Origin of the sequence: Streptomyces sp. NPDC047085, assembly GCF_040643735.1 — a bacterium.
GTDB lineage: Bacteria > Actinomycetota > Actinomycetes > Streptomycetales > Streptomycetaceae > Streptomyces.
The window spans coordinates 362,417-384,746 of the sequence record NZ_JBEYUW010000007.1; the positions used below are offsets into that span (position 1 = coordinate 362,417).

Annotated in this window: 23 protein-coding genes; 17 read left to right on the top strand and 6 right to left on the bottom strand. The window is 71.5% G+C overall.

Going from position 1 to position 22,330, the window contains the following annotated elements:
* Nucleotides 1-59 precede the first annotated feature (59 nt).
* The 4 genes from ABZ865_RS25280 to ABZ865_RS25295 form a co-directional block, all read right to left on the bottom strand.
* Nucleotides 60-1,142 (bottom strand): acyl-CoA dehydrogenase family protein, encoded by a 1,083-nt coding sequence (locus ABZ865_RS25280; protein ID WP_361234502.1) that lies wholly within the window; start codon nt 1,140-1,142, stop codon nt 60-62.
* A complete protein-coding gene (locus tag ABZ865_RS25285) occupies nt 1,139-2,320 on the bottom strand; it encodes an acyl-CoA dehydrogenase family protein (RefSeq protein ID WP_361234505.1) in 1,182 nt (393 codons plus the stop codon). Before ABZ865_RS25285 ends, ABZ865_RS25280 begins: the two co-directional genes overlap by 4 nt.
* Nucleotides 2,317-3,288, bottom strand: coding sequence for an NADPH:quinone oxidoreductase family protein (locus tag ABZ865_RS25290; RefSeq protein ID WP_361234508.1), 972 nt, complete (start codon nt 3,286-3,288; stop codon nt 2,317-2,319). The genes ABZ865_RS25285 and ABZ865_RS25290 overlap by 4 nt, the downstream gene beginning before the upstream one ends.
* Nucleotides 3,289-3,369: 81 nt before the next feature.
* Nucleotides 3,370-4,065: an XRE family transcriptional regulator gene (locus tag ABZ865_RS25295; protein WP_361234511.1), complete on the bottom strand. Its 696-nt coding sequence runs from the start codon at nt 4,063-4,065 to the stop codon at nt 3,370-3,372.
* Nucleotides 4,066-4,143: 78 nt separating this feature from the next.
* Between ABZ865_RS25295 and ABZ865_RS25300 the strand changes: the two genes are divergently transcribed.
* From ABZ865_RS25300 to ABZ865_RS25335, 8 genes are all read left to right on the top strand, one after another.
* Nucleotides 4,144-5,073 carry an NAD(P)/FAD-dependent oxidoreductase gene (locus ABZ865_RS25300; protein ID WP_361234514.1) on the top strand — a complete coding sequence of 310 codons (930 nt, stop codon included), beginning with the start codon at nt 4,144-4,146 and terminating at the stop codon, nt 5,071-5,073.
* Nucleotides 5,074-5,103: 30 nt separating this feature from the next.
* Entirely contained in the window at nt 5,104-6,642 is a 1,539-nt protein-coding gene (locus tag ABZ865_RS25305) for an ATP-dependent DNA ligase (protein WP_361234517.1), read from the top strand.
* On the top strand, nt 6,639-7,112 hold the full coding sequence (locus ABZ865_RS25310; protein ID WP_361234519.1) for an NUDIX domain-containing protein: 474 nt from the start codon (nt 6,639-6,641) through the stop codon (nt 7,110-7,112). The genes ABZ865_RS25305 and ABZ865_RS25310 overlap by 4 nt, the downstream gene beginning before the upstream one ends.
* A 77-nt stretch (nt 7,113-7,189) precedes the next feature.
* On the top strand, nt 7,190-8,575 hold the full coding sequence (locus ABZ865_RS25315) for an NADP-dependent succinic semialdehyde dehydrogenase (protein ID WP_361234522.1): 1,386 nt from the start codon (nt 7,190-7,192) through the stop codon (nt 8,573-8,575).
* Between the two features lie 87 nt (nt 8,576-8,662).
* Entirely contained in the window at nt 8,663-8,896 is a 234-nt protein-coding gene (locus ABZ865_RS25320) for a DUF6213 family protein (RefSeq protein WP_201835159.1), read from the top strand.
* Nucleotides 8,897-9,112: 216 nt separating this feature from the next.
* Entirely contained in the window at nt 9,113-10,177 is a 1,065-nt protein-coding gene (locus ABZ865_RS25325; RefSeq protein ID WP_361234526.1) for a type III polyketide synthase, read from the top strand.
* Nucleotides 10,174-11,388 (top strand): cytochrome P450, encoded by a 1,215-nt coding sequence (locus ABZ865_RS25330; RefSeq protein WP_361234529.1) that lies wholly within the window; start codon nt 10,174-10,176, stop codon nt 11,386-11,388. Before ABZ865_RS25325 ends, ABZ865_RS25330 begins: the two co-directional genes overlap by 4 nt.
* A gap of 115 nt (nt 11,389-11,503) precedes the next feature.
* Nucleotides 11,504-12,001, top strand: coding sequence for a cupin domain-containing protein (locus tag ABZ865_RS25335; RefSeq protein WP_361234607.1), 498 nt, complete (start codon nt 11,504-11,506; stop codon nt 11,999-12,001).
* A 55-nt stretch (nt 12,002-12,056) separates the two neighbouring features.
* Here the strand turns inward: ABZ865_RS25335 and ABZ865_RS25340 are convergent, their stop codons facing one another.
* The gene (locus ABZ865_RS25340; protein WP_361234532.1) at nt 12,057-13,286 is read right to left on the bottom strand and encodes an acyl-CoA dehydrogenase family protein; all 1,230 of its coding nucleotides are present in this window, start codon (nt 13,284-13,286) and stop codon (nt 12,057-12,059) included.
* A 204-nt stretch (nt 13,287-13,490) separates the two neighbouring features.
* Between ABZ865_RS25340 and ABZ865_RS25345 the strand changes: the two genes are divergently transcribed.
* The gene (locus ABZ865_RS25345) at nt 13,491-14,135 is read left to right on the top strand and encodes a TetR family transcriptional regulator (protein WP_361234534.1); all 645 of its coding nucleotides are present in this window, start codon (nt 13,491-13,493) and stop codon (nt 14,133-14,135) included.
* Nucleotides 14,136-14,145: 10 nt separating this feature from the next.
* On the opposite strand, the gene def is transcribed toward ABZ865_RS25345, so the two are convergent.
* Nucleotides 14,146-14,700, bottom strand: coding sequence for a peptide deformylase (def, locus tag ABZ865_RS25350; RefSeq protein WP_361234537.1), 555 nt, complete (start codon nt 14,698-14,700; stop codon nt 14,146-14,148).
* A 151-nt stretch (nt 14,701-14,851) separates the two neighbouring features.
* On the opposite strand from def, the gene ABZ865_RS25355 reads away from it, so the two are divergent.
* From ABZ865_RS25355 to rocD, 8 genes are all read left to right on the top strand, one after another.
* Nucleotides 14,852-16,090, top strand: coding sequence for a MurT ligase domain-containing protein (locus tag ABZ865_RS25355; RefSeq protein WP_361234540.1), 1,239 nt, complete (start codon nt 14,852-14,854; stop codon nt 16,088-16,090).
* Between the two features lie 29 nt (nt 16,091-16,119).
* The gene (locus ABZ865_RS25360; RefSeq protein ID WP_361234543.1) at nt 16,120-16,848 is read left to right on the top strand and encodes a glutamine amidotransferase; all 729 of its coding nucleotides are present in this window, start codon (nt 16,120-16,122) and stop codon (nt 16,846-16,848) included.
* A gap of 274 nt (nt 16,849-17,122) precedes the next feature.
* On the top strand, nt 17,123-18,148 hold the full coding sequence (locus ABZ865_RS25365; protein WP_361234546.1) for a 6-phosphofructokinase: 1,026 nt from the start codon (nt 17,123-17,125) through the stop codon (nt 18,146-18,148).
* A 103-nt stretch (nt 18,149-18,251) separates the two neighbouring features.
* Entirely contained in the window at nt 18,252-19,202 is a 951-nt protein-coding gene (locus ABZ865_RS25370) for a cytochrome c oxidase assembly protein (protein WP_361234549.1), read from the top strand.
* Nucleotides 19,203-19,292: 90 nt separating this feature from the next.
* A complete protein-coding gene (locus ABZ865_RS25375; RefSeq protein WP_361234552.1) occupies nt 19,293-19,460 on the top strand; it encodes a hypothetical protein in 168 nt (55 codons plus the stop codon).
* A 38-nt stretch (nt 19,461-19,498) separates the two neighbouring features.
* Nucleotides 19,499-19,984, top strand: coding sequence for an Lrp/AsnC family transcriptional regulator (locus ABZ865_RS25380; protein ID WP_361234554.1), 486 nt, complete (start codon nt 19,499-19,501; stop codon nt 19,982-19,984).
* A 165-nt stretch (nt 19,985-20,149) separates the two neighbouring features.
* Nucleotides 20,150-20,962 carry a dimethylargininase gene (gene ddaH, locus ABZ865_RS25385; protein WP_361234557.1) on the top strand — a complete coding sequence of 271 codons (813 nt, stop codon included), beginning with the start codon at nt 20,150-20,152 and terminating at the stop codon, nt 20,960-20,962.
* Nucleotides 20,959-22,185, top strand: coding sequence for an ornithine--oxo-acid transaminase (gene rocD, locus ABZ865_RS25390; protein WP_361234560.1), 1,227 nt, complete (start codon nt 20,959-20,961; stop codon nt 22,183-22,185). Before ddaH ends, rocD begins: the two co-directional genes overlap by 4 nt.
* Nucleotides 22,186-22,330: the final 145 nt, after the last annotated feature.

Genomic DNA, 22,330 nt, shown 5'->3' on the forward strand with positions numbered 1-22,330 from the left:
ACCGGAGCGCGGGCACGGAAAAGCCCGCCCCAGGTGGGGCGGGCTTCACGTGCCGTGGGTCAGGGCGCTTGGAGGTCGACCAGTTCGGCCAGTGCCTCCCGGTGCGCGCCCGCGGTGCCGTAGGCGATCGAGTCGGCCTTGGCCCGCTTCAGGTACAGGTGCACCGGGTGCTCCCAGGTCATGCCGATCCCGCCGTGCAGCTGCAGCGCCTCCTCGGTGGCGTGTACGGCGACGGGGGCGGCGTAGGCCTGGGCGACGGCCACCGTGATGTCGGTGTCCTCGCCGGAGGCCAGCGCGTCGGCGGCGGCGCGGGCGGCGGCCCGGAGGTTGACGACCTCCAGCCACAGCTGGGCCAGCCGGTGCTTGAGCGCCTGGAAGCCGCCGACGGGCCGGTTGAACTGCTTGCGCTCCTTCAGGTACCGGACCGTCTCGGTCAACGCCCAGTCAGCGACGCCCAGTTGCTCGGAGGCGAGCAGTCCGGCGGCGGCGCGCAGGGCACGTCGTACGGCGGGCTCGGCGTCGCCCAGCCGGCGGCCCGGGGTTCCGTCGAGGGTGACGGTGGCCAGCGGCCGGGTCAGGTCCAGGGAAGCCTGCGGGGTGATGGTCACGGCGGAGGCGGCGACCGCGTACAGGCCGCCGTCGTCCGCGGGCACGAGCAGCACGTCCGCGACGGCGGCGTCGGCGATGCCGGTCAACTCCCCGTGCAGGGTGCCGTTCTCGAGTCGTACGGTCTTGAAGGCAACGCCCGGAGCGGTGTGCAGCCCGACCGCCAGCGCGCCGATCGTCGTCGCGGACGCCAGTTCGGCAAGCAGGTCGTCGGCCCCGCAGGCCAGCAGCGCCTCGGTGGCGACGACGGCGCTCGTCAGGAACGGCACCGGCGCGACCGCCCGCCCCAGCTCCTCGAGCACGACGGCGGCTTCCCGGTGCGTGGCACCCTGGCCGTCCAGCTCCTCGGGCACGAGCAGGCCCGCGAGGCCCATCCCGCCGGAGAGCACCTTCCACAGCGACACGTCGTGCGGCGCGTCCGACTCCGTGCGGGCGATCACGCCCGCCGCGTCGCAGTGGTCCGTGAGCAGGTCGCGGACGGCGGCGCGCAGCGCCTCTTCCTCCTCGGAGTAGAGCAGATCCGGCTGTGTGCTCATCGGGCCAGGTCCTTCCATGCGACGTCCTTGTCGGTGCGCGGTTCGGCGGGCAGGCCCAGGACGCGCTCCGCGACGATGTTCAGCAGGATCTCGGTGGTCCCGCCCTCGATGCTGTTGCCCTTGGAGCGCAGGTAGCGGTAGCCGGCGTCGCGGCCCACGAAGTCCACCAGTTCGGGGCGGCGCATGGTCCAGTCGTCGTACAGCAGGCCCTCCTCGCCGCGGAGTTCGACCTCCAGACCGCTGATCTCCTGGTTGAGGCGGGCGAAGGCGAGCTTCATGCCGGCGCCCTCGGGGCCCGGCTGCCCGGCGACGAGCTGCTGGCGCAGGCGCTCGGCGGTGAGACGGGAGACCTCGGACTCCACCCAGAGCTTGAGCAGCCGCTGGTGGAGGTCGTGGGTGCGCAGTTCGGGGCGTTCGCGCCAGGTCTTCGAGACCGGGCCGATCATGCCGCCCTCGCGGGGCAGCCGCATGCCGCCGATGGCGACGCGTTCGTTGTTGAGCGTGGTCTGGGCGACCCGCCAGCCGTCGCCGATCTCGCCGAGGCGGCGGGAGTCGGGGATGCGGACGTCGGTGAGGAAGACCTCGTTGAACTCGGCCTCGCCGGTGATCTGGCGCAGCGGCCGCACCTCGACGCCGGGGTCGGTCATGTCGCAGACGAAGTAGGTGATGCCCGCATGCTTGGGCACGTCCGGGTCGGTGCGGGCGATGAGGATGGCCCAGCGGGCGTTGTGCGCGCCGGACGTCCACACCTTCTGCCCGTTGACGACCCATTCGTCGCCCTCACGCACGGCCCGGGTGCCGAGCGCGGCCAGGTCGGAGCCGGCGCCGGGCTCGCTGAACAGCTGGCACCAGACCTCCTCCCCCGTCCACAACGGCCGCAGATAACGCTGCTTCTGCTCGTCGGTGCCGTACTTGAGGATCGTCGGCGCGGCCATGCCGAGTCCGATGCCGTTACGGCGCGCGTCGTTGTCGGGGGCGCCCGCCGCCTCCAGCTCGGCGTCCACGACGGCCTGGAGGGAGCGGGGCACACCGAGTCCGCCGAGGCCCTTCGGGTAGTGCACCCAGGCGAGGCCGGCGTCGAACCGGGCCCGGAGGAAGTCGAGGCGGTCGGTGCTCGCGGGCGGATGGGCGGCGAGCAACTCCTCGGTGCGGCGCTTGAGTTCGGCGGCGTCCGTCATGCCGTGGCTCCCTTCTCCACCATCACGGCCACGCGGCCGGTGGTCACCCCGTCGGCGACCCGCTGCACGGCTCCGGCCGCCCCCTCCAGGGGCACCCGCTCGCTCACCAGCGGCTTGATCGCGCCCCGCGCGGCCAGCTCGGTGAGCTGCTCGTGGCAGTGCAGCACCAGCTTGGGGTTCTTGGTGTTGTACAGGCCCCAGTGCAGGCCCACGATCGAGTAGTTCTTCACCAGCGCGTGGTTGAGCGCCGGGCTCGGGATGCTGCCGCTGGCGAAGCCGACGACCACGATCCGGCCCTCGAAGGCGACGAGCTTGGCGGACTGGGCGTACGCCTCGCCGCCGACGGGGTCGTAGATCACATCGGCACCGCGCCCGCCGGTGGCCTCCTTCACGGCGGCGACGACGTCCTCGGCGCGCCGGTCCACGACCACGTCACAGCCCAGCTCGCGGGCCACGGCCGCCTTGTCGGCGCCGCCCACGACGCCGATGACCCTCGCCCCGGCCGCCTTGCCGAGCTGTACGGCGGCGCTGCCGACGCCTCCGGCGGCCGCGTGCACGAGCAGGGTCTCCCCCGTCTCCAGGTGCGCCCGGCGGTGCAGGCCGAACCAGCCCGTCTGGTAGCCGATGTGCAGCGCGGCGGCCTCGGCGTCGTCCAGCGACTCGGGCGCGGGCAGCAGGGCGCGGGCGTCGGCGACGGCGTACTCGGCGAAGCCGCCGTACGGCAGCGCGGGGTTGGCGATCACCCGGCGGCCGTCCTCGGTCTCGGCGCAGATCTCCACGCCGGGCGTGAAGGGCAGCGGCGGCCGTACCTGGTACTGACCCCGGCACAGCAGCGCGTCCGGGAAGTTGACGTTGGCGGCACGCACACGCAGCAGCACCTGGCCGTCGCCGGGCGTGGGCCGCTCCACGTCCGCGAGGCGCATGACCTCGCTCGGCTCGCCGTTCTCGTGCACTTGCCATGCCTGCATGCGGGGCCTCCAGCGCTGCGTCGTCCGACCGGGCTCAGCGGCATACTAAGCGGTCGCTTGCTGATCAGGGAACAGCGCGCGTCAATCGACTTGGCCGCGCCGAGCCGCCGGCCGCGCCCGTACGTGCATCCGCTCCCCCTGCGGCCCGAACAGGCTCAGGAACTCCACGGGCCCCTCCCCCGTCGACCCGAACCAGTGCGGCACCCGCGTGTCGAACTCGGCCGCCTCCCCCGCCGACAGCACCACGTCGTGCTCGCCGAGCACCAGCCGCAGCCGGCCCGCGAGCACGTACAGCCACTCGTAGCCCTCGTGGGTGCGCGGCTCCGGCTCCAGGCTGCGCTTCGGTTCGAGGACCTTGAAGGCCTGGAGGCCGCCGGGCTGACGGGTCAGCGGCCAGAAGGTGCGGCCGTAGCGCTCCATGGGCCTGGCCCGCACCCGGGGGTCGCCGACCGGCGGGGCCCCGACCAGCTCGTCCAGCGCGACCTGGTGGGCCTGGGCGATGGGCAGCAGCAGCTCCAGGCTGGGTCTGCGCAGGCCCGACTCCAGCCGGGACAGGGTGCTGACGGAGATGCCCGTGGCCTCGGACAGCGCGGCCAGGGTCACCTCCCGCTCCTTGCGGATCCGCCGCAGTCTCGGGCCGACGCCCGCCAGAACGTCGTCGGTGTTCGCGCCGCTCGCTGTGCTCTCGGCGCTCCCGCTGTGCTCCGCGTCTCCGGTGCGTTCGGTGCGATCGGCGCCTTCGGTGCGCTCGGCGCTCTCGGTCCGCTCGGTCTTCATGCTCGTATTGCAGAATCGGCAAAGCCGTTTGTCAACGCGAGGGGCCCTCGGCGACCGTCGGGCGCGGAGGTGGTCACCATGACCGAGAACGTCGAAGTGGTCGTCGTCGGGGGCGGTGCGGCCGGGCTGTCCGCCGCGCTGGTGCTGGGCCGGGCCCGGCGCCGCACGCTGGTCGTCGACGCGGGCGAGCCGCGCAACGCGCCGTCCGCGCACATGCAGGGCTACCTGTCCCGGGACGGGATGTCGCCCGCCGAGTTCCTGGCCGTCGGGCGCGAGGAGATCGCCCGGTACGGCGTGGAGCTGGTGCGCGACCGGGTCGTGGAGGCGGCCCGGGACGAGGACTTCACCGTGGTGCTCGCGAGCGGCCGGACGGTACGGGCCCGGCAGCTGGTCGTCGCCACGGGCCTGAAGGACGAGCTGCCCCCGGTCCCGGGCCTGGCCGGACGGTTCGGCCGCGACGTGGTGCACTGCCCGTACTGCCACGGCTGGGAGGTCCGCGACCGGCCCACCGGCGTGCTCGCGACCAGCCCGCTGAGCGTGCACCAGGCCCTGATGGTCACCCAGTGGTCGAAGGACGTGCGGCTCTTCCTGCACCAGGTGTCGGAGTCGGAGCTGACCGACGAGGACCTGCGCAGGCTGGCCGTCGCCGGGGTCGCCGTCGTACCTGGCGAGGTCGCCGAGCTGGTGGTCGCCGAGGACCGGCTCACCGGAATCCGGCTGGCGGACCGCACGGTCCACGACCGAGAGGTGCTGTACGTCGCCCCGCGTGCCGTGCCGCAGAACGAGCTGCTGGTCCGGCTGGGCGCCGAGATGCGCGAGACGCCCTTCGGCAGCTACCCGGTGATCGACGAGCGGGGCCTGACGACCGTGCCGGGCCTGTGGGCCGCGGGCAACGCGAGCGGCTTCGCCGAGCAGGTGGTGAACGCGGCCGGCCGCGGCTACCGGGCCGGAGCGGCGATCAACGGAGAACTGCTCTTCGCCGATCTGGACGCGGCCGTGCGGGTGTAAAGGGCCCCGTGCCCGGTGCACGATGGCTGCATGCTGCTGACCCGGCTCGCGGACGTGTCCCGGGAGGTCGCCGCGACGGCGGCCCGGTCCCGCAAGACCGCCCTGCTCGCGGAGCTGTTCCGGGACGCGGAGGCGGACGACGTGCCGATCGTCATCCCGTATCTCGCGGGACGGCTGCCCCAGGGGCGGCTCGGCGTCGGCTGGAAGGTGCTGAGCCGCCCGGTCCCGCCGGCCGCCGAGCCCTCCCTGACCGTGCGGGAGGTGGACGCCCGGCTCAGCGAACTGGGCAGGGTGGCCGGGCCGGGCTCCCAGGCCGAGCGGGCCCGGATCGTGGGCGAGCTGATGGGCGCGGCTACCGAGGGCGAGCAGCGCTTTCTGCGGGGCCTGCTCACCGGCGAGGTCCGGCAGGGCGCCCTGGACGCGGTCGCGGTGGAGGGCCTGGCCCAGGCGACCGGCGCGGTCCCGGCGGACGTGCGGCGGGCGGTGATGCTCGCCGGTTCGCTGCAGACGGTGGCCCGGGCGCTGCTGGCCGAGGGGCCCGGGGCGCTGGAGCGGTTCCGGCTCACCGTAGGCCGTCCCGTGCTGCCGATGCTGGCGCAGAGCGCCTCCTCGGTCGGCGAGGCGGTGGAGAAACTGGGCGCGTGCGCGGTCGAGGAGAAGCTGGACGGCATCCGTGTGCAGGTCCACCGGTCGGGCAGCCTGGTGCGGATCCACACCCGCACCCTGGACGACATCACCGACCGGCTGCCCGAAGTGACCCGCGCCGCGCTGGGGTTGGCGTGCGAGCGGTTCGTCCTCGACGGCGAGGTGATCTCCTTCGACGCGTACGGCAGGCCCCGCTCCTTCCAGGAGACGGCGGGCCGGGTCGGCTCCCGCACCGACGTGTCGCGGGCCGCCCGGGAGGTGCCGGTCACCCCTGTCTTCTTCGACGCGCTCCTGGTCGGCGCCCAGGACCTGCTCGACCTGCCGTTCTGCGAGCGGCACGCGCTGCTGGCCGATCTGGTGCCGGGGCCGATGCGGGTCCGCCGCACCGTGGCGTCCGGGCCCCAGCACATCCCCGAGGCGGAACAGTTCCTCGCCCAGACGCTCGCCCGGGGCCACGAGGGCGTGGTCGTCAAGGCGCTGGACGCCCCCTACAGCGCGGGCCGGCGCGGCGCGTCCTGGCTGAAGGTCAAGCCCGTGCACACCCTCGACCTGGTCGTGCTGGCCGCCGAGCGGGGCCACGGCCGGCGCACCGGCAAGCTCTCCAACCTCCACCTCGGCGCCCGCACCGCGGACGGCGGCTTCGTCATGCTCGGCAAGACGTTCAAGGGCATGACCGACGCGATGCTCGCCTGGCAGACCGAGAGGCTGCGGGAGCTGGCGGTCGAGGACGACGGCTGGGTGGTCACCGTACGCCCCGAACTCGTCGTCGAGATCGCCTACGACGGCCTGCAGCGCTCCTCCCGCTACCCGGCCGGCGTCACCCTCCGCTTCGCCCGCGTGGTCCGCTACCGCGAGGACAAGAGCCCCGAGGAGGCCGATACCGTGGAGGCCCTGCTGGCGGCCCACCCGGAGGTCACACCGTGACGGTGCGTGCGACGAAGCGCAGCGCGGGACTCCTGCTGTTCCGGCACACCGACGATGGCCTGGAAGTACTGCTCGGCCACATGGGCGGCCCGTTCTTCGCGAAGAAGGACGCCGGTGCGTGGACGGTGGTCAAGGGCGAGTACGAGCCGGACGAGCCCGCCTGGGAGGCGGCCCGGCGGGAGTTCCAGGAGGAGCTGGGGCTGGCGCCGCCCGACGGGGAGGCCGTACCGCTGGGCGAGGTCGCGCAGAAGAACGGCAAGATCGTCACCGCCTGGGCGATCGAGGCCGACCTGGACCCGGAGACGATCACGCCCGGCACGTTCACCATGGAGTGGCCCCCGCGCTCCGGGCGGACGCGGGAGTTTCCCGAGCTGGACCGGGTGGCGTGGTTCGGCGTGGACCGGGCGCGCGAGCTGATCGTCACCGCGCAGGCCGCGTTTCTCGACCGACTGGCGGAGCATACGGGCTGAACAGGGGACACACACGTTGCAATCGGCCGTGCCGCGCGCGAAGGTCGAAACACAGCCCGTTTCCAGGGGAGGCAGCCATGCCCATCGCGACGGTGAATCCGGCGAACGGCGAGACGCTCAAGACGTACGAGCCCATGGGCGAAGAGGAGCTGGAGCGCCGGCTCCAGCTCGCCGAGGCCACGTTCCGCACGTACCGGACGACCACGTTCGCCGAGCGTGCCCGCCTCCTGAACAAGGCCGCCGACCTGCTGGACCAGGACCAGCAGGAGATCGCGCGGGTCATGACCACCGAGATGGGCAAGCCGGTCAAGCAGGCCCGCGCGGAGGCCGCGAAGTGCGCCAAGGCCATGCGCTGGTACGCGGAGCGTGCCGAGCGACTGCTGGCCATCGAGGAACCGGACGAGTCGGACGTACAGGACTCCGGGGCCTCCCGGGTCCGGGTCCGCTACCGCCCGCTCGGCCCGGTGCTCGCGGTGATGCCCTGGAACTTCCCGCTCTGGCAGGTGGTCCGCTTCGCCGCGCCCGCGCTGATGGCGGGCAACGTCGGCCTGCTCAAGCACGCCTCGAACGTCCCCCAGACCGCCCTGTACCTGGAGGATCTGTTCCACCGGGCGGGGTTCCCGGAGGGTGCCTTCCAGACCCTGCTGATCGGAGCGGGCGCGGTCGACGGCATCCTGCGCGACGAGCGGGTGCGGGCCGCGACGCTCACCGGCAGCGAGCCGGCCGGGCGCGCGGTCGCCTCCACCGCCGGTGAGATGGTCAAGAAGACGGTGCTGGAGCTGGGCGGCAGCGACCCGTACATCGTCATGCCCTCCGCCGACCTCGACCGGGCGGCGCAGGTGGCCGTGACGGCGCGGGTGCAGAACAACGGCCAGTCCTGCATCGCCGCGAAACGGTTCATCGTGCACACCGACGTGTACGACGCCTTCGCCGAGAAGTTCGTCGCGGGCATGAAGGCGCTGAAGATCGGCGACCCGCTGGAGGACGACACCGAGATCGGACCGCTCTCCAGCGAGCAGGGCCGGGCCGATGTGGAGGAACTGGTCGACGACGCGAAGCGGAGCGGGGCCGAGGTGCTGTGCGGCGGTGCGGCCCTGGAGGGGCCGGGCTGGTACTACCCGCCGACGGTGCTCGCGGGCATCACCCGGGAGATGCGCATCCACCGCGAGGAGGCGTTCGGGCCGGTCGCCACGCTGTACCGGGTCGACGACCTGGACGAGGCCATTCTGATCGCCAACGACTCGCCGTTCGGGCTGAGCTCGAACGTGTGGACGCGGGACGAGGACGAGGTGGAGCGGTTCGCGCACGACCTGGAGGCCGGGGCGGTGTACGTCAACGGCATGACCGCCTCTCATCCGGCCTTCCCCTTCGGCGGGGTGAAGCGGTCGGGCTACGGCCGTGAGCTGTCCGAGCACGGCATCCGGGAGTTCTGCAACATCACGACGGTGTGGCAGGGCGCGTGAGCGCCGCGCGGCCAGGCGCGGGCCCCGTCCGGCGGATCAGGTCGCGTCGGCGACAGGATCCGCCGGACAGGCCCTAGCATCCGGTCTGTGAACCGCGAAGTGACTCTGCCTCTGATCGTGGACGACCGTGGGGCCCTGCAGGTGGCTGCCGCCGATGTGAGCAAGTTGCTGCGGACCGTGGGGGCTCGGTGGCTGCACCTCGTCGAGGACGGGGAGCAGCGGCTGGACGAGGACACGGTCGCCGCGCTGACCATCGAGCTGGCCAAGTTGGCGGATCGCATCGATGTGGCGTGCATCGCGCACAGCAGCGGGGCGCCGTAGGGGGTAGGCCATGCCGTCGGGTGCGGGTTCGTCGGGGCGTGCCAAGTGGCCGTTGGCCTGCGGGAACAGGGGGCGCACGGCGGGTTGGTCACCGTCCGTCATCCCCGGTTCGGAGTAATCCCGCGCGAGATCGTCGCTCTCTCGGGTGAGCCTGAATGGACCACCTTCTGACCGGTAGGCGGAAGGCCTGCCGGACGGCGAAAGCAGGGACGGCTCATGGCTACTTTGTGCAGACCCTCGGTGTCCGTACCGGAGCATGTCATCACGATGGAGGAGACGCTGGAGCTGGCACGCTCCCGTCACGCGGACCACCCGCAGCTCCCGCTGGCTCTCCGGCTCATCGAGAACACCGGAGTACGCACCCGGCACATCGTGCAGCCGATCGAGGAGACCCTGAAGCACCCGGGGTTCGAACAGCGCAACAAGCTCTACGAGGCGGAGGCCAAGGCCCGCGTCCCCGCGGTCATCCAGCAGGCGCTGGACGACGCCGAACTCCTGTCCTCTGACATCGATGTCATCATCTACGTGTCGTGCACGGGCTTCATGATGCCGTCGCTCACCGCGTGGCTGATCAACGAGATGGACTTCCCGAGCACCACCCGGCAGCTCCCCATCGCCCAGCTGGGCTGCGCGGCCGGCGGTGCGGCCATCAACCGGGCGCACGACTTCTGTTCGGCGTACCCGGACGCCAACGCGCTCATCGTGGCCTGCGAGTTCTGCTCGCTGTGCTACCAGCCGACCGACCTCGGCGTCGGATCGCTGCTGTCCAACGGCCTGTTCGGTGACGGCGTCGCGGCGGCCGTGGTGCGCGGGCGGGGCGGCACGGGCGTACACCTGGAGCGCAACGGCTCGTACCTGATCCCCAAGACCGAGGACTGGATCGCGTACGACGTCCGGGACACCGGCTTCCACTTCCTGCTGGACAAGCGGGTGCCGACCACGATGGAGCCGCTCGCCCCGGCGCTCAAGGAACTCGCGGGCACGCACGGCTGGGACGCCTCCGACCTGGACTTCTACATCATCCACGCGGGCGGCCCCCGAATACTCGACGACCTCAGCAAGTTCCTGCAGGTCGAGCCCGAGGCCTTCCGGTTCAGCCGGGCCACGCTCACCGAGTACGGCAACATCGCGAGCGCCGTCGTCCTGGACGCGCTGCGCCGGCTCTTCGACGAGGGCGGTGCCGAGCACCGGGCGCGCGGGCTGCTGGCCGGCTTCGGTCCCGGCATCACCGCCGAGATGACCGTGGGCCGCTGGTCGAAGAACGGCGAGGCGAAACGATGAGCGAAGAGACCCTCACGGAGAAACCGCCCCCGATCCGGCCCTGGCCGGCGGACGGCCCCACCGGGCCGGACCTCGGCCCGGTGCTGACCGAGCTGATGCGCGAGGGCCCGGTCACCCGCGTCGAGCTGCCGGGCGGCGAGGGCTGGGCCTGGCTGGTCACCCGGTACGAGGACGTACGGATGGTGGCCGGCGACCCCCGCTTCAGCCGCGAAGCGGTCCTCGACCACCCGGTCACCCGGCTCGCGCCGCACTTCGTACCGGACCGGGGCACGGTCGGCTCCCTCGACCCGCCCGAACACACCCGGCTGCGCGGCGCGGTCGCCCCCGCGTTCACCACGCAGGGGGTGGAACGGATCCGGGACAGGGCGCGCGACATGCTCGACGAGCTGGTGGACGAACTCCTCCAGGACGGCCCGCCCGCCGACCTCACGACGACGGTCCTCGGCCCCTTCCCCATCGCGGTGATCTGCGAGCTGATGGGCGTCCCGGCCGCCGACCGGCACGCCCTGCACACCTGGACCCAGCAGATCCTGTCCCGCGCGCACGGCCGGGAGGACAGCGACAAGGCCCGGCGCGAGATGGACGCCTACTTCGCCGACCTCATCGGGCTGCGCGAGGGCAGCACGGCCGAGGACGTCACCTCGCTGCTCGGTGCCGCGCTGGGCCGGGGCGAGGTCACCCTGGAGGAGGCCGTCGGCCTCGCCGTCCTCCTCCAGATCGGCGGCGAGGCGGTCACCCACCAGAGCGGGCAGCTGTTCCACCTGCTGCTGACCCGCCCCGACCTGGCCGAACGGCTGCGTGCGGAACCGGAGATCCGGCCCCGGGCCATCGACGAACTCCTGCGGTACATCCCGCACCGCGACGCCGTCGGCCTGGCCCGGATCGCGATGAAGGACGTGGAGATCGGGGGTCGGCTGATCCGCGCCGGCGACCCGGTCTGCGTCTCCTACCTGGCCGCCAACCGCGACCCGGACGTCTTCCCCGATCCGGATACCATCGACTTCTCCCGGGGACCCGAACCCCATGCGTCGTTCGGCTTCGGCCCGCACTCCTGTCCGGGCGGCCCGCTCGCCCGGATGGAGACGGAGCTGCTGGTCGACGCGCTGCTGGACCAGGTGCCCGGTCTGCGGCCGGCCGTCCCGCCCCACCAAGTGCCCTTCACCAAGGGCGCGTTGATCCGCGGGCCCGAGGCCCTGCCCGTGATGTGGTGAGCTGCCCATGACGACGACGGAAGGGCTCGCGGTACCCGATGGACCCGCGGCCCGCGTGGCACCGGCCCAGCCCGACGCACCGTCCCTGGAGGCGGCGACGCCCGAAGGGCTAGTGGTGCCGCCGGGGCACGGCCGCGTGGTCCAGACGCCCGCGCAGCGGGTCACGTTCAAGGTCACCGGCACCCACTCCCGGATGGCCTCCACCTTCGAGGTGGAGGTCCCGCCCGGCTTCGATGTGGGCGCCCACCTGCACACGCGCAGCGAGGAGCTGTTCTACATCCTGGAGGGCGAACTGGACGTACTCGCCTTCGAGCCCCGCATCCGCACCCCCGACAACTGGCAGAAGTGGGAGTCGAGTTCGGGCAGCAGGGTGGTCCGGGCGACTCCGGGCACGGTCATCGTCGTACCCCCGGGCTGCCCCCACGCGTTCGCAAACCCGACGGAGACCCCCGCGAAGATGTTCTTCCAGGCGTCTCCCCCGCCGGACCACGAGCTCTACTTCGAGGAGCTGCTGGAGATCCTGGGCGACGGGGGCCCACCCGACCAGGAGGCGATAGAGGCGCTGCGCGCCAAGTACGACATCGAGCAACTCACGCCGCTGAAACACAGGTGAGCGTGGCGTCCTGACGGGGCGCCGGCGAGTTCACTCGCCCGCGCCCCTCACGGCGCTACCGGATCGGCATCCCGGTCAGGGTCCGCGCGATGACGAGCCGCTGGATCTCGCTCGTACCCTCGAAGATCGTATAAATGGCCGCGTCCCGGTGCATCCGCTCGACCGGATACTCCCGCGTGTACCCGTTGCCACCGAGGATCTGTATGGCCTGGGCGGTGACCTTCTTCGCCGTCTCACTCGCGAACAGCTTCGACATCGACCCCTCGGCCGCGGTGAACGGCTTGCCGTTGACGGCCATCCACGAGGCCCGCCACACCAGCAGCCGCGCGGCGTCGATCTGCGTCCGCATGTCCGCCAGCTGGAACGCCACACCCTGGTTGTCGATGATCGGCCGACCGAACTGCTCACGGGTCATGGCGTAGTCCAGGGCGACCTCGTACGCGGCCCGAGCCGTACCGACGGCCATCGCGCCGACCGCCGGGCGGGACGCCTCGAACGTGGCCATCGCCGCGTTCTTCACCCGCTCCCCGCCGGATGCCTTGGCCCTCTCCCGGGCGCGGGCGAGCCGCTCGTCGAGCTTCTCCTTGCCGCCGAGCAGGCAGGAGCCGGGGACGCGGACGTTGTCGAGGACGACCTCGGCGGTGTGCGAGGCGCGGATGCCGTGCTTCTTGAACTTCTGGCCCTGGGCGAGCCCCGGGGTCCCCGCCGGGACGATGAAGGAGGCGTGGCCCTTGGAGCCCAGCTCGGGGTCGACGCTGGCGACGACGACGTGGACGTTAGCGATGCCACCGTTGGTGGCCCAGGTCTTCGTGCCGTTGATCACCCACTCGTCCTTGGCCTCGTCGTACACGGCACGCGTGCGCATGGAGGCGACGTCGGAGCCGGCGTCGGGCTCGGAGGAGCAGAAGGCCGCGACCTTGACGTCGTTCTGGTCGCCGTACATCTGCGGGATCCAGGTGCCGATCTGCTCCTCGGTGCCGTTGGCGAGAACGCCCACGGCGGCGAGGCCGGTGCCCACAATGGACAGGGCGATGCCCGCGTCGCCCCAGAACAGCTCCTCCATGGCCATCGGGATGCCGAGGCCGGTGGGGTCGAAGTACTGCTGCGCGTAGAAGTCGAGGGAGTAGATGCCGACCTTCGCGGCCTCCTGGATGACCGGCCAGGGAGTCTCCTCACGCTCGTCCCATTCGGCGGCCGCGGGGCGGATGACGTCGGCGGCGAAGCCGTGCAGCCAGTCCCGGACCTCCTTCTGTTCGTCGTTGAGCTCCATGGTGAACTCGGCCATGTCCCCTCCAGCGGCGGCACGTGCGGTGCTGCTTGCAGCGTGCTTGCGGTTGCTTGCGGTGTTACTAGCGGTAACCCGAGTGTGTTACTCGCCAGTAAGAAATGTCAACTCCTGAGGACGCCTCGGCATCCCGTTCGATGTCACGGGCAGTGTCAGTGTTAGTTTGCGCAGGCGTCACCGAATCAGCACGGGTGGGGAGAGCACATGGACACCACGCAGCGGACCGATCAGCAGCGGTCCGCCGACCGCCGACGGCGCGAGCTGCTGGAGGCCGCCGACCGGGTGGTGCTGCGCGACGGCCCACAGGCGTCGATGAACGCGATCGCGGCGGAGGCGGGCATCACGAAGCCGATCCTCTACCGGCACTTCGGCGACAAGGGCGGCCTTTACGCGGCATTGGCCAAGCGGCACACGGACGCGCTCCTCGACTCGCTGCGGGCGGCGCTGGACGCTCCGGCGGAGCGGCGGGAGCGGGTGGAGTCCACCCTGGACACCTACCTTGCGGCGATCGAGGCCCGTCCTCAGGTGTACCGCTTCCTCATGCATCCGGCGGAGGGAAGCCAGGGCGGCGACCAGGGCTTCGACGTCGGGAAGCACAGCGCCCCGCTGCTCCGGCGGATGGGCGAGGAGCTGGCGCAGGTCATCGAGGAGCGTGTGGATCTCGGGCCCGGGAGTCAGCAGCTGGCCCGTGTGTGGGGACACGGCATCGTCGGGATGATGCACGCGGCCGGGGACTGGTGGCTCGGGGAGCGGCCGTGCACCCGGGCCGAGTTGGTGCGCTCCCTCGCGGATCTGCTGTGGGGTCGGCTCGCCGCGGCGGGGGACCGCGTCGGGGGTCCGGGGTTCTGACCGACGACTCCTAGCTCGGTCCACCCGTCTGGCGCCACGAAGATCGGGAGATCTGTCTCCTCAGTCTGCGGCGGCGCCAGCCCGTCACGTGGTCGGCGTACACCGTGCCCTCCAGGTGGTCGCACTCGTGTTGCAGGCACCTGGCGAAGAACCCCGTGCCGTGCACAGTGACCGGCTCGCCCGTCATCGTGAAGCCCTCGACCACGGCGTGGTCGTAGCGTTCCGTACCCGCTTCCAGGCCCGGCAGGGACAGGCAGCCCTCCGGGCCCCGGATCACCACACCGTCCGCCTCCACCAGCCGCGGGTTCACGACATGTCCGAGGCGCCGCACATCGTCATCATCCGGACAGTCGTACACGAACACCCGCAAAGGCACACCGATCTGGTTCGCGGCCAGGCCCACGCCCTGGGCCGCGTACATCGTCGCGAACAAGTCCTCCACCAGCCGCGAGAGTTCGGGGCCAAACTCGGTCACGTCGGCGCAAGGGGTGTGAAGCGCCGGGGCGCCGTGCAGGGAAAGGGGCCGGACGCGCCCATGGGCGCCCGGGATCGAGCCGTGTCGCATGGCGGCAAGGGTACGGTTCGTTCGAGCTCATGCCCGCCGCGAGGCGTGGGCCGGGATTCGGGTGTGCGAATGGATCTCGATAGGCTGAGGTCCACACCACGTTGCCGGATGGCCCCAGGCGCGGCGCGTACGCAAGGAGGATCGAGAACTGATGGCAGGCAACTCGGACCCGCTCACGCCGCGGGCCAAGCTGGCCGTGACCGCGGGCAAGGCGGTCGCTGCGGCATCGCGCGCCGCGGGACGCGGCAGCGGATCGGTGATCGGTGGCCGGGTCGCGCTGAAGCTCGACCCCGACCTCCTCGCCCGGCTCGCCCAGAACCTGGACGTCGTCCTGGTGTCGGCGACCAACGGCAAGACCACCACCACCCGGCTGATCGCCGAGGCGCTGCGCGCCGCGGGCCCGGTCGTGTCGAACGCGCTCGGCGCCAACATGCCGGCCGGTATCACCTCCGCGCTCGCGGGTGGCTCGGACGCCAAGTACGGCGTCATCGAGGTCGACGAGAAGTACCTGGCCGGTGTGGCGCGGGACACCAGCCCGAAGTGCATCGCGCTGCTGAACCTCTCCCGTGACCAGCTGGACCGCGCCGCCGAGACCCGCATGCTCGCGGAGAACTGGCGCGAGGGCCTGGCCGGGTCCAAGGCCGTCGTCGTCGCCAACTGCGACGACCCGCTGGTCGTGTGGGCCGCCTCCTCCTCCCCGAACGTGGTCTGGGTCGCGGCCGGGCAGATGTGGAAGGACGACGCCTGGTCCTGCCCGTCCTGCGGTGGCGTGATGCAGCGCCCCGGCGACGACTGGTTCTGCGGCGAGTGCGGCTTCCGCCGGCCGACGCCGAGCTGGGCGCTGTCCGGGGATCACGTGCTGGATCCGCACGGGTCCGCCTGGCCGATCCACCTCCAGCTGCCGGGCCGCGCCAACAAGGCGAACGCGGCCAGCTCCGCCGCCGTCGCCGCCGTCTTCGGGGTGCCCCCGCAGGTCGCCCTGGAGCGGATGTACCAGGTGCAGGCCGTGGCCGGGCGGTACGACGTCGTCCAGTTCCAGAACCGCGACCTGCGGCTGCTGCTGGCCAAGAACCCGGCCGGCTGGCTGGAGACGTTCTCCCTGATCGACCCGCCGCCCGCCCCCGTGATCCTGTCCGTGAACGCGCGCGGGGCCGACGGCACCGACACCTCCTGGCTGTGGGACGTCGACTACACCCGGCTCACCGGTCACCCGATCTTCGTCATCGGTGACCGCAGGCTGGACCTCGCCGTCCGGCTGGAGGTCGCGAACCAGCACTTCCAGGTCTGCGAGAACCTCGACGAGGCCGTGCAGGCATGCCCGCCCGGCCGGATCGAGGTCATCGCGAACTACACCGCGTTCCAGGACCTGCGCCGCCGCGTCGGCAACTGATCTTCTGATCCTCGAAGGGCGATCACCTCATGAGCGACAACCAACTGCGGCTGGTGTGGATCTACCCGGACCTGCTGAGCACCTACGGCGACCAGGGCAACGCGCTCGTCGTGGAGCGCCGGGCGCGGCAGCGGGGCCTGGACGTTGCCCGGCTGGACGTGCGCAGCGACCAGCCGATCCCGACCTCCGGTGACATCTACCTGATCGGCGGCGGCGAGGACCGGCCGCAGCGGCTCGCGGCCGAGCGGCTGCGCCGCGACGGTCATCTGCACCGGGCGGTGGAGAACGGCGCGATCGTCTTCTCGGTCTGCGCGGGCTACCAGATCCTCGGCCACGAGTTCATCAACGACCTCGGCCAGCGCGAGCCGGGCCTCGGCCTGCTCGACGTGGTCTCGGTGCGCGGCGAGGGCGAGCGGTGCGTCGGCGACGTGCTCGCGGACATCGACCCGCAGCTCGGCCTGCCCCAGCTGACCGGCTTCGAGAACCACCAGGGCGTCACGCACCTCGGCCCGACCGCCCGTCCGTTCGCCCGGGTCAAGATCGGCAAGGGCAACGGCACCGGGGACGGCACGGAGGGCGCGTACAACGGGACCGTCTTCGGCACGTACATGCACGGGCCGGTCCTCGCCCGCAACCCGCTGATCGCCGACCTGCTGCTGAAGCTGGCGCTCGACGTCAACGCGCTGCCGCCGATCGACGACCGCTGGTACGAGGCGCTGCGCAACGAGCGCATCGCCGCCGCGCAGCAGCCCGCGTAGCGGACTCAGCAGCGGCCTGCGTAGGAGCCCGCGCAGCGAGCCCGTCGACGGCGGTGGCGCGGGGTCCGCTTAAGCGCCGTTTCAGCACCGCATCAGCGTGTTCCGGCAGGGTCGTAGTGGGCCCGCCTGACGGCCCGTCCGCTCACATGTGCGGGCGCGTCCAGCAGGCGGACGCCCGCTACGGCACCACCCCCTCACGCCGGTAGGGTGGCCGGGAATCCGCCGGACGACGTGGTCCGGTTTCCCGGCCCACGTTGAGAAGGTATTTCGGGCTATGCGCATTGGTGTCCTCACGTCCGGCGGCGACTGCCCCGGCCTGAACGCCGTCATCCGGTCCGTCGTGCACCGTGCCGTCGTCGACCACGGCGACGAGGTCATCGGCTTCCGGGACGGCTGGAAAGGCCTCCTGGAGTGCGACTACACGAAGCTCGACCTCGACGCCGTGGGCGGCATCCTGGCCCGCGGCGGCACCATCCTGGGCTCCTCCCGGGTCCGTCCGGAGCATCTGCGGGGCGGTGTGGAGCGGGCCAGGGGCCATGTCGCGGAACTCGGGCTGGACGCGATCATCCCGATCGGCGGTGAGGGCACGCTGAAGGCGGCCCGGCTGCTGTCGGACAACGGGCTGCCCATCGTGGGCGTGCCCAAGACCATCGACAACGACATCGCTGTCACGGATGTCACCTTCGGCTTCGACACGGCCGTCACCGTGGCCACCGAGGCCCTCGACCGGCTGAAGACCACCGCCGAGTCCCACCAGCGCGTGCTGATCGTGGAGGTCATGGGCCGGCACACCGGCTGGATCGCGCTGAACTCGGGCATGGCGGCCGGCGCCCATGCCGTCGTCGTACCGGAACGGCCCTTCGACATCGAGGAGTTGACCCGGAAGGTCGGCGCGCGGTTCGAGGCGGGCAAGCGGTTCGCCATCGTGGTCGCCGCGGAGGGGGCCAAGCCGCGCCCCGGCTCCATGGAGTTCGACGAGGGCGGCAAGGACATCTACGGCCACGAGCGCTTCGCGGGGATCGCCCGGCAGCTGTCGATCGAGCTGGAGCAGCGCCTCGGCAAGGAGGCGCGGCCGGTGATCCTGGGTCATGTGCAGCGGGGTGGCACGCCGACGGCGTACGACCGGGTGCTGGCGACCCGTTTCGGCTGGCATGCGGTGGAGGCCGTGCACCGGGGCGAGTTCGGCATGATGACGGCGCTGCGGGGGACCGACATCGTGATGGTGTCGCTGGCCGAGGCCGTGGAGACGCTGAAGACGGTGCCCGCGCAGCGGTACGACGAGGCGGAGTGCGTCCTGTAGTTCCACCGGGAACAACCCGCCCCCGGTCACGGCCGTGACCGGGGGCGGTTCTACTCTTGGGGCGGACAGACTTGCACAACCCCCACGAATCAGGAGCCGCCGGATGGATCACAGCGGGCACGGCATGATGATGGATCTGCCGCCGTTCACGCTGGGGCGGGGGCTCCAGTGGTCGGCGGATCCGTTCTTCCTCATCGCCTGTGTGGCCGGGTTGGCCCTGTACGGCTGGGGTGTCGTGCGGCTGCGGCGGCGCGGGGACGGCTGGCCCGTGGCCCGTACGGTGTCGTACGCCGTCGGTGTGCTGACCATCATGCTGGTGATGTGCACCAAGCTGAACGACTACGGCATGGTGATGTTCAGCGTGCACATGGTGCAGCACATGGTGATCAGCATGCTGTCGCCGATCCTGATCCTGCTGGGCGCCCCGGTCACGCTGGCGCTGCGGGCGCTGCCGACGGCCGGCCGGGGCCGCAAGGGGCCGCGGGAGCTGCTGCTGGCGCTGCTGCACAGCCGGTACATGCGGGTCATCACCCACCCGGTGTTCACCATCCCGATGTTCATCGCGAGCCTCTACGCGCTGTACTTCACTCCCCTGTTCGACTTCCTGATGGGGTCCAGGGCCGGGCACGTCGCGATGATGGTGCACTTCCTCGCGGTGGGCGTGGTGTTCTTCTGGCCGATCATCGGTGTGGACCCGGGGCCGCACCGCCCGGGTCATCTGATGCGGATGCTGGAGCTGTTCGCGGGCATGCCGTTCCACGCGTTCTTCGGCATCGCGTTGATGATGGCGTCGGAGCCGATGGTCGACACGTTCAAGCACCCGTCGGCCTCGCTCGGCATCGAGGCGCTCTCCGACCAGAACGCGGCCGGCGGCATCGCCTGGGCGTTCAGCGAGGTCCCCTCGGTGCTGGTGCTGATCGCGCTGCTGTTCCAGTGGTACGGATCCGAGCAGCGGCAGGCCAAGCGCAAGGACCGGGCCGCAGACCGGGACGGCGACAAGGAGCTGGAGGCGTACAACGCCTATCTGGCCTCCCTCAACGCGCGCGAGGGCTAGGGCCTGTCCTCCGGATCCTGAGTCCGCCGTATGCCGTTCGCGCCGGGATCGGGGCACCATGGGGGGACGGACCATGAGGAGGGTGTCGCGATGCCCGGTTCCACGAACGGTTCCACCAAGGCGATGGGGGCGCTGACCGTCGGCGGGCTCGTCCTCGTGACGGCGTACACGGTCGCGCTCGGCAGCAACGGCTGGCTGTGGTTCGGATGGGTGGTCCTGGGGCTGCTGACGCTCACCATGGCCGTGACCCAGTCGTAGCGGCGCGTCTCGTGAGCGGGGCTGATTACAGTTCCCGCATGAACAGCAGGGCCGCGTCCTTCGACGACCTCGACCGCAAGATCATCACCGCGCTGATGACGAACGCCAGAACCAGTTTCGCCGAGATCGGCGCGGTGATCGGGCTGTCCGCCACGGCGGTCAAGCGACGGGTGGACCGGCTCCGGGAGACCGGGGTGATCACCGGGTTCACGGCGACCGTGAAGCCCTCCGCGCTCGGCTGGCGCACGGAGGCGTACGTCGAGGTGTACTGCGAGGGTGCGGCCCCGCCCCGGCGCCTGGCGGAGGTCGTCCGCAACCATCCGGAGATCACGGCGGCCATGACGGTGACCGGGGGCGCCGACGCGCTGCTGCACGTGCGCGCGCGGGACGTGGAGCACTTCGAGGAGGTGCTGGAGCGGATCCGCGCAGAACCGTTCATTCGGAAGACGATCAGCGTGATGGTGCTGTCCCACCTCCTCCCGGAAAGCCCGGAAGCGGGCGCCACCCAGGCCGCGCCCCAGTGATCTTCGCCCAAATCTCCGGGCATGCGCACGTGTCGTGCGTTCTCGCAGGTGAGAACGCAGCGATACTGCGCCTACACGCAGCCTTTCTTCCTTGTCGGCCCTCTGTATCGCTTTCTACCGTTGTCTCACCCCAAGTGACACACCGATAAGCGGAGGAAACCCTCTGTGCCCGAAAGTCGTGTGGCGCGCCCCCGGCGCTTCCTCGTCTGCGAACCCAGACACTTCGCCGTCCAGTACGCGATCAATCCCTGGATGCATCCCGACACCCCCGTGGACGTGGATCTGGCCCAGGAGCAGTGGCAGGCGCTGATCCGCGCCTACCGTGCCCACGGGCACACCGTCGACTCCGTCGAGCCTGTTCCGGGTCTGCCCGACATGGTCTTCGCCGCGAACGCCGCGTTCGTGGTCGGCGGCCGGGTCTTCGGCTCCCTGTTCCGCGCGCCGGAGCGGCGCCCCGAGTCCGTCCACTACGACACCTGGTTCAAGGCGGCGGGCTACGACGTGTACCGCCCCGAGTCGGTGACCGAGGGCGAGGGCGACCTGGTGTGGACCGGCCGGTACGTGCTGGCCGGCACCGGTTTCCGCACCACCCGCGAGGCCCACCAGGAGGCACAGGAGTTCCTCGGCCACCCGGTGATCGGGCTGACCCTGGTGGACCCGTACTTCTACCACCTGGACACGGCGCTGTTCGTCCTGGACGACGACAACATCGCCTACTACCCGGAGGCGTTCTCCGCGGGCAGCCGGGAGGTGCTCGAACGCCTGTACCCGGACGCGGTGCTCGCCACCCGCGAGGACGCGATGGCGTTCGGTCTCAACTCCGTGTCCGACGGCCGTCACGTCTTCATCGCCCCCCAGGCCGAGGCGCTGGCCGCGCGCCTGGCCGACCACGGTTACGACCCCGTCCCCGTCGACCTCTCGGAGTTCCACAAGGCCGGCGGCGGCATCAAGTGCTGCACCCAGGAGATCCGCTCATGACCGCACTCGCGCACTCGCGCACGTCCGACGACCTGATCCGGGCGGAGGAGCCGGTTCTCGCGCACAACTACCACCCCCTGCCCGTCGTGGTGGCGCGGGCCGAGGGCACCTGGGTGGAGGACGTCGAGGGGCGCCGCTACCTGGACATGCTGGCCGGCTACTCGGCGCTCAACTTCGGCCACCGGCACCCGGCGCTGATCGAGGCCGCGCACCGCCAGCTGGACCGGCTGACCCTCACCTCCCGGGCCTTCCACAACGACCGGCTCGCCGAGTTCGCCGAGCGGCTCGCGGAGCTGACCGGCCTGGACATGGTGCTGCCGATGAACACCGGCGCCGAGGCGGTGGAGAGCGGCATCAAGCTGGCCCGCAAGTGGGCGTACGACGTCAAGGGCGTTCCGGCCGACCAGGCCACGATCGTGGTCGCGGCGGACAACTTCCACGGCCGTACGACGACCATCGTCAGCTTCTCCACGGACGAGACGGCCCGCGCCGGGTTCGGCCCCTTCACGCCCGGCTTCCGGATCGTGCCGTACAACGACCTGGCCGCGCTGGAGGAGGCGGTCGACGCGACGACGGCCGCGGTGCTGATCGAGCCCATCCAGGGCGAGGCGGGGGTGATCATCCCGGACGAGGGCTATCTGGCCGGCGTCCGCGAGCTGACGCGCCGCAAGGGCTGCCTGTTCATCGCGGACGAGATCCAGTCCGGGCTCGGCCGCACCGGCCGCACCCTCGCGGTCGAGCACGAGGACGTCGTCCCGGACGTGCTGCTGCTCGGCAAGGCGCTCGGCGGCGGCATCGTGCCGGTGTCGGCGGTGGTCGCCCGGCGCGAGGTGATGAGCGTGCTGCACCCGGGCGAGCACGGCTCCACGTTCGGCGGCAACCCGCTGGCGGCGGCGGTCGGCACGGCGGTGGTCGAGCTGCTGGAGACCGGCGAGTTCCAGCGCCGGGCCGCCGAGCTGGGCGTCGTCCTGCGCGGCGGCCTGGCCGCGCTGCAGGGCAAGGGCGTGACCGGCTTCCGGGCGCGCGGGCTGTGGGCGGGCGTCGACATCGACCCCGCGCTGGGCACCGGCCGGGAGATCAGCGAGCGGCTGATGCGGGAGGGGATCCTGGTCAAGGACACCCACGGTTCCACGATCCGCCTCGCTCCCCCGCTGACCATCACCGCCGACGAGCTGCGCTCGGCGCTGGGCGCGCTGGAGAGGGTGCTCGGCGCGGCCGGCTAGGGCCTTTCTTCCGGATCAGGCCGGCTCCGGCCGACCGAGCCTCCTGGCCCACCCGAGCGGGGTCTGGTGCGTGCAGCTGCAAGGCGGAGGAGGGAGTCGACGCGGAGCGTCGGCGACCGACGACAACGCCGCAGATGTGCGTGCC